This window comes from Wolbachia endosymbiont of Nasonia giraulti (genome assembly GCF_048054155.1).
GTDB lineage: Bacteria > Pseudomonadota > Alphaproteobacteria > Rickettsiales > Anaplasmataceae > Wolbachia > Wolbachia pipientis_C.
In genome coordinates, this window is record NZ_JAFEVH010000012.1 from 19,261 (window position 1) to 28,836 (window position 9,576).

The 9,576-nt window shown below is 33.2% G+C and carries 8 protein-coding genes; 4 read left to right on the forward strand and 4 right to left on the reverse strand.

What is annotated here, in order from left to right; all coding sequences use genetic code 11:
• Window positions 1–52: 52 nt before the first annotated feature.
• The 3 genes from JR312_RS02745 to pheS form a co-directional block, all read right to left on the reverse strand.
• Window positions 53–613 (reverse strand): hypothetical protein, encoded by a 561-nt coding sequence (locus tag JR312_RS02745; protein WP_416647663.1) that lies wholly within the window; start codon window positions 611–613, stop codon window positions 53–55.
• Between the two features lie 78 nt (window positions 614–691).
• Window positions 692–1,927, reverse strand: a complete 1,236-nt coding sequence (locus tag JR312_RS02750) for an NTP transferase domain-containing protein (RefSeq protein WP_416647664.1) — start codon at window positions 1,925–1,927, stop codon at window positions 692–694.
• Complete coding sequence (pheS, locus tag JR312_RS02755; protein WP_416647665.1) at window positions 1,928–2,971, reverse strand: phenylalanine--tRNA ligase subunit alpha; 1,044 nt, start codon at window positions 2,969–2,971, stop codon at window positions 1,928–1,930.
• Between the two features lie 794 nt (window positions 2,972–3,765).
• Between pheS and JR312_RS02760 the strand changes: the two genes are divergently transcribed.
• The 3 genes from JR312_RS02760 to JR312_RS02770 are packed head-to-tail and all read left to right on the forward strand — an operon-like array spanning window position 3,766 to window position 6,430.
• Window positions 3,766–5,148: a hypothetical protein gene (locus tag JR312_RS02760; protein ID WP_264330596.1), complete on the forward strand. Its 1,383-nt coding sequence runs from the start codon at window positions 3,766–3,768 to the stop codon at window positions 5,146–5,148.
• Window positions 5,149–5,188: 40 nt separating this feature from the next.
• Window positions 5,189–5,785 (forward strand): riboflavin synthase, encoded by a 597-nt coding sequence (locus tag JR312_RS02765; RefSeq protein ID WP_341813591.1) that lies wholly within the window; start codon window positions 5,189–5,191, stop codon window positions 5,783–5,785.
• A 57-nt stretch (window positions 5,786–5,842) separates the two neighbouring features.
• Window positions 5,843–6,430 (forward strand): CvpA family protein, encoded by a 588-nt coding sequence (locus JR312_RS02770; RefSeq protein WP_264330598.1) that lies wholly within the window; start codon window positions 5,843–5,845, stop codon window positions 6,428–6,430.
• 131 nt (window positions 6,431–6,561) lie between these two features.
• Here JR312_RS02770 and JR312_RS02775 read toward each other — a convergent pair whose 3' ends face one another.
• On the reverse strand, window positions 6,562–7,887 hold the full coding sequence (locus JR312_RS02775; RefSeq protein WP_416647666.1) for a phosphomannomutase/phosphoglucomutase: 1,326 nt from the start codon (window positions 7,885–7,887) through the stop codon (window positions 6,562–6,564).
• A 129-nt stretch (window positions 7,888–8,016) separates the two neighbouring features.
• Between JR312_RS02775 and JR312_RS02780 the strand changes: the two genes are divergently transcribed.
• Window positions 8,017–9,576: coiled-coil domain-containing protein (locus JR312_RS02780; protein WP_416647667.1), on the forward strand; the 1,560-nt coding region annotated here is incomplete at its 3' end.

A 9,576-nucleotide genomic window follows, 5' to 3' on the forward strand; every position in this document is an offset into this window, starting at 1 on the left:
TCGCTTCAATATAATTTCCCACTAGCCTTTACTAAAAATATTCAATCAGAGTTTACAAATTAAAGCTCATTCCTAGCTCAATTCCATGGAAAATTTTATGAAACCTTTGCAATTTGTAGCCAGCAAAAACACTTGTTCTTTCAGAAAGTGGAAGATTAATACCAGAACCTATTTGATAAGAAAAAAATTCATCATTGACTACAGCTTTGAAAGCCTCTCCAAGTAAAGCACTTATGTTTTCACCTATACTATCAGCTCTACCTACATTAGGTTTAGCCTTCATTGTACGAACTATAACAGCACCAACACCAGCAGTAATATAAGGAGTAATACCCGTATTTTCAAATTTATGATGATAATGAAGCTTTGCCATAAGCCCCACCACTGCTCCAAATTCTTCATCAAGAGTAGGTTTGATTAGAGAATTAATAATAGGTTTGATTACATAGCCAACTGAAATTTTAACACTATCTGTATAGTGAAACCCAACGTCACAATTAACACCAAGCCGGCTATATGATAAAGAAGTATAAATTCTATCTTTAATCCAATCAACTCCAAAAGACGGTACTGACAGGAAACAACAGACCACCAAAATCAGCAACTTTTTCATTTTTAACATGTATATTGATATACATGTATACTAATACATATATTAAAAATAACATAATTCGCGTAATAAAAATTAGAGTTATTTTATTTTCTTAGTTATTTGCCTTTCTCTTGCAATTGCAAGACTTTTCTCTGGCACATCCTCTACTATAACGCTACCTGCTGCAATGACAGAGTCATCATGCACATTAAGCGGTGCAATTAATGAACTATTGGCACCAATAAAACAATTGCTTCCAATATTTGTTTTATGTTTCTTTTTCCCATCATAATTACAAATAACGGTACCTGCACCTATGTTACTCCCCTGCCCTACCTGAGTATTTCCTATATAACTTAAATGCTTTATCTTAGTATTTATACCTATATCACTTGCTTTTGTTTCAACAAAATTACCTATGATTGCACCATCACCTATTGTTGTATTTTCACATTTGGCAAATGGACCAACCCTAACACCAGATCCTATTTTTACTCCAGGACCAAAAAAAACGTATGGGTAAACAATCGAATCCATACCAATTTGCGTATCAAGAGAGAAGAAAACAGTTTCTGGAGCAACAAGCGTTACTCCAGAGTTAGTGAAAAACTTTCTTTTTTCTTCTTGAAAGTAAAACTCGGCCGTTGCAAGGTCATTCCTATTATTTATGCCAGTTGCCTCCTTCTCATCAGCAATAACATAGCCAACATTTAAATTACTCTTTACTGCAATGGCAACTATATCAGTCAGGTAATATTCGCGAGCTTGATTATTACACTCTATTTTCTCCACTAATTCATGTAAATCTTTTGTATATGCAACCATTATTCCAGCATTAGCAAGAAATCCCTCATCATTATTTCTACCATTTTGTACTTCTACTATTTCTCTTAGGGAACCGTTCTCAATAATTAGTCTACCGTATCCTTTATTATCAGTTTTAAACCCAAGACAAACTAAAGCATTGCTCTCTCCTAAGCAGCTTATCATTTTAGTTATTGTGCTGCTTTTTATCAGCGGAGTATCTCCATACTGCACAACAACTATGTCTGATAATTCTTTCAGGTTTCTCATTGCAATTTTGACTGCATCCCCTGTGCCGAGCGTTGACTCTTGTGTAATTAATTTTATATCCTCAAAGCATTCCAGCCTTTGAGTTAAAGGCAAATCGACTACAACAGCTATTTTTTCAGGATTTAGCTGCTTTGCATTGTAAATGACGTGCTCAAGCATGGAGAAATTACCTATTTTGTGCAGAACCTTAGGCAAGCTTGAATTCATTCGTTTACCATGCCCAGCAGCAAGTACAACAAATGTATAAGATTTATTTGTCACTTATCTTAAAGACGAAAAATGAAAACCATAATGGTTGAGCCAACTAACTCTATTGTCGTAAAAGCTCCTTAGATCACTAATTTGATATTTCAGCATTGCTAGCCTTTCTATACCAATCCCAAATGCAAAGCCACTGTATTTAGTATGTTCTATTCCAACATTTTTAAAGACATTTGGATGCACCATACCACATCCAAGTACTTCAATCCATTTACTACCTTTATAACTTATGTCCACTTCTGCAGAAGGCTCAGTAAAAGGAAAAAAACTATTACGAAAGCGTATTTTTAGACCTTTATCTCCGAAAAATTTACTAAGGAAGCGATGAATAGTAAATTTTAATTGGCCCATATTGACATTTTCATTAACATAAAGCCCTTCTATCTGATGAAACATAGGAGTGTGAGTTGCATCAAAGTCATTTCTGTATACCCTGCCTGCAGCCACTATTTTAATTGGAAAAGTTTTTGTCTTTTCCATAGTTCTAATCTGCACAGATGAGGTATGAGTGCGCAGCACCATTCTTTTATCGTTTATTTTATTCTTTAAGTAGAAGGTATCTTGCTCCTCTCGCGCAGGATGATGACTTGGAGTATTTAGCGCATCAAACACGTGAAATTCATCTTCAATATCAGGACCATCAACTGCTTTGAAGCCCATATGTGCAAAAATGAGCTTTACTTCATTTATAACTTTGCTCAGTGGATGAATCTTGCCAATTCTTTCTGGTCTGACAGGCAGTGTGATATCAACTGCTTCATTTTGCAGTTTTAACTTAACTTCTTTATCTTTTAGTTCATTTTCTTTGCTTGTTATAAGCTGGTCTATCTTATTGCGTAAAACATTAATCACTGCACCTAGGTCGCGTTTTTCTCCTGCATCATCTATATTCTTTAAGTCATCGAAATAAGCTTTTACTACACCCTTTCTCCCCAAGTATGACAACCTAACTTTTTCTAAATCCTGCAAAAAAGCAGCATTTTCAATTTCAGAAACTGCCTTATCTTCAAGTAAAGGTATTTCACTTATTAGCTCTTTATTCACCTTAAAAACGCTAGCTTAAACTTTCATTATAGTGCAATCTTTAATATCATCAATAAAACTATTTGGATAAAAAGGTGTCATCCCAGTACTCTCCTTCTTGTCATTCCAGTGCGTGACACTGGAATCCAGGAATTTTATTAGGTTGGTAAGCATAAAAGTAGCCGTTTTATGTTAAAATACAACGTTTTGATGATCATGAAAAAACTGGATGCCAGTGTCTGGGCACTGGCATGACATCATCTTTTTTATCAGATACATATGAAATCAGCGCTTTCTTTCTTGTCATCCCAGTGCTCTCCTTCTTGTCATCCCAGTGCTTGACACTGGGATCCATAACAGGTAGTAAGAAGTGCTGGAATAACATGTCTATAGGACTCCTAACTAATCCAGAATATTAAAAAATTTACCAGGCGAAAAAAAAGGCAAAAGAATCCCCCAGTAGTGAGTTTTGACCCTATAATAATGTAAATTGGCATTGTAATAATGTGCTAACGCTTATTTAAAGCGCATTTTGGCTGAATGTAGCAAAAATAAAAAAGACATGCAGCCGCTATAATTTTATGTAACCTGCCAATATATACCTGAGTTTTTTACTGAATTTTGTTGTTAAATCTGCAGAGATTAAAAACAAGGGTAAATACTCTTATTGTCATGATAAGGAGACTGATGAGGTTTGTAAAGTAACTTTTTCTGCTTATTGAACCCAACGCGCCGCTGTTATGCAAGGGTGCTTTTACTATTAACTTATTGACTAATTATATTTTTTATTTCACTTTATATTAAAAAATTTACTCATGCATAGTAGTAACATAGAAACTAAGAAAAAATACGAAATCGAGGATTTACCCAAGTTTTTTAAGTATAGATCTAAAGAAATAAGTAAAGTATTTTCTAATGAAGTGCTGGAGATTAGCACGATTCGCTCAAGAAGTGTTACAAGTGATACACAAGAGTTTTCATTTAAGATCAAACTTCTGACAGAGGTAAACCCTAATACAATATTACCTCAAATAAAACATTTAATTGACTTTTTTAAAACCAGCCTTTCTCGGAAAAAAAATTTTATAGTCAACATACAAGTATCAAAAGAAAGCAGTGAATTATATAATAACTACTGTAAAACTCATAGTGATAAAACTGTAGAAGAATTCATAAGTAATGCTCCGCCTCAAATCCTCCTGCAGGGCATAACGATAACACTACAAACAAACGTTAAAAACATTAACCTCGATAACTTGCAACAAATCGAGATATTCTTAGATGAGCAGCTAAAACATTTAGAAAAAGCTAAAAATGAGAATACCACAAGAAATTTAGTCCCTCAAGAAACAGAGCGGGATATAGGTCAAATTAGGTCACACACAGATTATTTTAAGGCTAATAGAAAAAAGAAATCCGAAAAGCAGGCTAAAGAATCACTGAGAGAAGAAAAACAATCAACCATAAAACAAGCTCAACTTGATGCTAGAGTAGCTATGATAGATAATTTGGCTGAGCACAAGGGGAAAAAACTCGATGAAATATTCGTAGAAGTAGTAAGTGAATATAAAAATCAAGATTCAGATACATTTTACAATATTTTCAACTCAATATTTAATATTGTTTATTTTCAAGATAAACAATTACATGAGATATTAGAACCAGATGAGATATCAGAAGCATTAGAAATGCTGAAGATACCACAAACAGCCGGCAAATCTTCTTTTCCAAAAGAGTATTTACACAAGCAAGTATATAGAAAAAAAGAGCAGTTGATTAAATTAGTTTCAGGCCAACCTTCTCCACAGCCTAAAAATGTTTCTCATGAAATTTTACCAAGCAAAGCTGTAGACCATTTACCAAAAACAAATGAAGCTAAAACTCGATTGCCTACTAATATTAGTCTTAAATCACCATTAAAAGCTATGTTTTCTTCGAAAGAGACTTATTTTTGTCTATTTTTAGTAGCAGCTTCTATATCAGCACTCTGCCTATGGCACTTGCCGCTGGGAAAAGTGTCAATTTTAAAGGAATTGGTGCCAACAGAAAAAAGGGAAAGTATCGGTCTAACATTAAACATAGGGTTACCAATATTAATTACACTGTGCGTTTTGAACCTGGCTTACTTTCTATATTCTGAATATTCTGTAGAATCTATTGAGCAGATAAGTAAAAAAGATCTTCCTTTGCGCACCTAACAAATAAGATCTTTTGTGATATAATTATTTATTTTATTGCATGTTTAAAGGAATTATCAAAGATATTGGCACTATAACTGATATCACTATCCACCCTAACTCTGATCAAATCTTCCATATTGAGACACAAAATTTATCCTCTATAAACAAAGGAGATTCAATATCCTGCTCCGGAGTGTGTTTAACTGTTGTCAACATAATGAGCAATGTATTCACAGTTCAAGTATCTCAAGAAACTATGAAAGTTTCTAACTTAAATATGTGGAAAACAGGAAAAAAAATAAACCTAGAGCAAGCAATGAAACTGAGTGACAAAATTGACGGCCACTTGGTTCAGGGTCATGTGGATGACACAGCAGAAATTTTAACAATCAATCAAAATTTAGAATCTCATGAAATCAGACTATCATGCCCACAAGAATTAATTAAATTTATTGCAAAAAAAGGTTCTGTAACGCTAGATGGAGTTTCCCTTACAGTAAATTCAGTTGTCGATCAAGAATTCACTGTGAATATAATTCCCTATACATGGAAAAACACAACTTTTCAGCATAATAAAACAGGTAATTACCTAAATTTAGAAGTTGATATGATTGCCCGGTACTTAGACCAGCTGATAAAATATCAACACAATTAATTTTACAACTTTGTTATTTACAACTATTATATCTTGAAAATCATATAGATACAAAATATGTTTTTCGATAGCCTAATTATCTTTATTATTGTCTTGTGTGTAATAATATCGATAACTAGAGGTTTTATAAAAGAGCTATGTGCATTAATGTTCTTGCTCTTATCAGTCTTTTTGACAGCTAATTACTATGATTTTTTTATTATAAATTATAGTAAGTATTTTGACTCTAAAGTTACACAAAACATACTTTCTACAATCTCTGTATTTATAATACTTAATCTTACATTCATGACAATGAATAACTGGCTAATGTACATATTATCACCTATAAGGTTGGGATTAATGGATAGAGTTACTGGAATCTTTGTCGGAGCACTTAGAGGAATATTGCTTTCTTATGTACTATTTTTCGCTGTGCACTTATATTGCCACACAGTATACGTTAAACAAGAGGGAGAGTCTAAAGTAGAAGCAGAAGACATATTGCCCAATTGGATAATAAATTCACACTCTTATCAGGCTTTATTTGTGACAACAGAAGAGGTAATTAACATGTATGTGCCAGAATCATTGATACTAAAAATAAAAGAGATCGGTGAGGAAATGGTTGATCAAGAAAAACCTCAAAACAATAAAGAAAAGTGAGTGTTGATTTTCTATAGCTAAACTAGCGTAGACAGCTATTATCCACAGCAATTCGCCATAGGTTACCAATTCCTATGACTAATCAAACAAAACTGCAAACATTGACGAATAAGTAAACCATCAAAAAAAATTTAAATGTATAATTTTAGTTCATCAATGTAATAAAACAAAACTTTTTTAGTGAGTTCAAAATCTTCTAAGGTATTTCCTTCACATCTTGCTGTAATGCAGTTTTGCGTATTTGATACTCTAAGAAGCCACCAACCTTTATTATCGGCTACCTTAATACCATCAAGCTCTGAAAATACAATATTTTTCTGCTTTAGTGTCTCCTTTACTGACTCAATTATTTGAAATTTTTTCTCATCCTTCACTACAATTTTCACTTCATGAGTGATATATAACTTTGGCAAATCTTCAATCATCTCAGATAGGCTGTGGTTTTTCTTAAGTAAAATGTTAATGACTTTAACAGCAGAATATAGTCCATCATCGAAACCCAGCTCAGAAAAGAAAAAATGCCCACTGAGTTCACCGGCAAATTTTGCCCCTTCTTCTACCATCTTTTTCTTAACTAGTGAGTGTCCAGTGGCACAGGTAATTACTTGCCCCCCTAATTTGCTAACGAAATCATGCACTTTCATACTCATTTTTACGTTGGCAATAACTTTGCTTTTTGGGTGTTCCGCCAATACTTCACGTGCAAAAATCATAAACAAGTGATCATTGGAAACAACATTACCTTTATTATCAATCAAGCGTACCCTATCACCATCACCATCAAGTGCAATACCAAGATCACATTTATCTTTCTTGACAATATCTATTAACTGAGCAAGATTTTTCTCTTCTATGGGATCTGGGTCGTGCAGTGGAAACGTTCCATCGATAGAATTATTGGTTATGATGTGTATATGACTTGGTAAAACTTTTTCAATATACCTTACAATTGTTGGACTATTGCCAAAATCCCAGGCTATTTTTAGTTTTTGTGTAGCGTTATTCTTGAGCGCATCTTTTAATATGTTAACGTACTCACTATATATATTCGTGTTAATTAAGCTTCCAATTTTCGTGCTGTTTTTAATTGTACTGCCTATAATTTCCTTCATTTCTTGATCTGAGTAAACTTTTTTACTACTGAAAAATTTAAAGCCGTTATATTCTCTGGGATTATGAGAAGCAGTGATCATAATCCCAAGATCTGCCTGCATTGTTGCAGCGTAGAGCATAGGTGAAGAACAGAGCCCAACTCGTATAACATTTGCGCCGGATAAAATTAAGCCTCTGATTAATTCTTTTTCTATGCTTGGTGAATCTATCCTGCTGTCATAGCCTACACAAACGTTAGCTGCAGTTTGACCGAATTTTCTACCTATTTCATACCCATCACTGATTTGCAGATCTCTGCCTACCACACCTCTAATATCGTATTTTCTTATAATAGTATTGTCCATAGTGCACTTCTTGGAGTGGTTAATATATAACATTCCCGCCAAATACTCAAGTTTATTTAACTATAAGATTAGTTGATTTTTTAAGAAAATATGCTAATATTATAATATAGTTCTCTAAAAATAGAAATTATGCTAAAAGAAAACTTATTTATAGCTGAAAATCAAGGTTTAGATATAGATGAGCAAAAGAAAAATGATATTTTAAGTTTCATTGAATCTTGCAACAATTTTCAGGATTTTATAAAAAAACTAGAGGAAGAAAATTTAATCTGGTACTTTATTGGTCCTTTACGCAAAGATAAGGACATTAAAAAACAGATAAATTTAAAGTGGGAAAATGAGTTTCAAAAGTTTGAGCAATTAATAAATGAAACACATAGAAAATTTGAAGAATCTTTACCAGGTGAAAATTTCTTAGTATATACAACAAAAGATAATGACTTTAAAATTAGGTTTGAAAATAAAGAAAAACCAATAGAGATTAGCGCCCTTTTAAGAGCCAGTGACGAAGGTAAGGTTTATAACCTATCTTTGGGGAAAGATAGTCAAATAACTGCAACCAAAAAAGGCAGCGAAAGGCACTATAATTTTGCTGGTTCAAGCTCATGTAAAATGACCATCAACTGGCAAGCTAAGGATTCTAAAGGCAATAACATAAACTGTAGCATGACTGTAGAAGTAAATTCTAAGGGCATAAAAAGAGTGACTGCTGAGCCAAAATTTGGTGATTTAATTTTCAAAGATTTAGAATCAGAAGAAACAAAAAAGAAAATATTAGAATTAGTAGGACAAAACACAGAAGTTTTTATCAACGGAAAAACTCTGCATCAAGCTTTCAATGAAATGGGCAAAAGTGTGAACAATCAGCAAACACCAGCAGAGGAAACATTTACAAAAGATTCACTGCAGTCAGCTACACCAAGTAGCAGTGGGTATTCTTCTCTTAGTACACCTTCTTCACGCAGAAGTTCTTTGTCTATTAGTAGTGAATTTAATGGTGAAGATGAAACATTTGAGAGCAACACGTTTGATGAAGAAGAGAACAAACAAGAAGGAAATGAGTTACAGGATAGAATAGGGGAATTAGAGGAAGAAAACACATATCTCAAGGAGCAAAGCGCAAAGTTAAAAAAACATAATACAAGGATAACAGAAGAAGGTGATGAGGAACTAAATAAATTAACCAAGGAAAAGCAAGATTTGGAAAAAGAAGTCACAAGACTTAAAGATGAATTGAAAAGAAAGGAAAAAGAGTTAGCTGAAAAGGATCAAGACATTAAGCAATTAGAACGAAAGGTAAGCACACTAGAACAAAGTCAAAAAAATAAAAACGCTAGAATAACAAATTTAATTAATCAATTGAAAGATAAAAAAAGTGAGGTTCAGTCAACAAATAGAACAAATGAGGAACTACAGAAAAAATTGGAGCAAAGTGAAGCCAAGTTAAGTGCACTAGAAAGAAAGAATGCAAATTTGGAAAATGATCTAAAGAGAATATTGGCAGAAGGTTCAAAGGATAATCATGAAAGGCAGTTGGCAGAACAATTGACGGAAGCAAAAGAGAAAAACAATACATTGACTAAAGAGCTGAAACAATTGTCTCAAGAATTCAATGAACTAAAAAAAAGAAATGAAAATTTAGGGGAACGTTCAAAAAAGTGTGTCAAACCGCATTTTCAATTCAACTCA

What these genes read in the sequence shown, in the direction of transcription:
- JR312_RS02745 (WP_416647663.1), bottom strand. Translation starts at nt 613, where the DNA reads ATGAAAAAGTTGCTGATTTTGGTGGTCTGTTGTTTCCTGTCAGTACCG.
- JR312_RS02760 (WP_264330596.1), top strand. Translation starts at nt 3,766, where the DNA reads ATGCATAGTAGTAACATAGAAACTAAGAAAAAATACGAAATCGAGGAT.
- JR312_RS02765 (WP_341813591.1), top strand. Translation starts at nt 5,189, where the DNA reads ATGTTTAAAGGAATTATCAAAGATATTGGCACTATAACTGATATCACT.
- JR312_RS02770 (WP_264330598.1), top strand. Translation starts at nt 5,843, where the DNA reads ATGTTTTTCGATAGCCTAATTATCTTTATTATTGTCTTGTGTGTAATA.
- JR312_RS02775 (WP_416647666.1), bottom strand. Translation starts at nt 7,887, where the DNA reads ATGGACAATACTATTATAAGAAAATACGATATTAGAGGTGTGGTAGGC.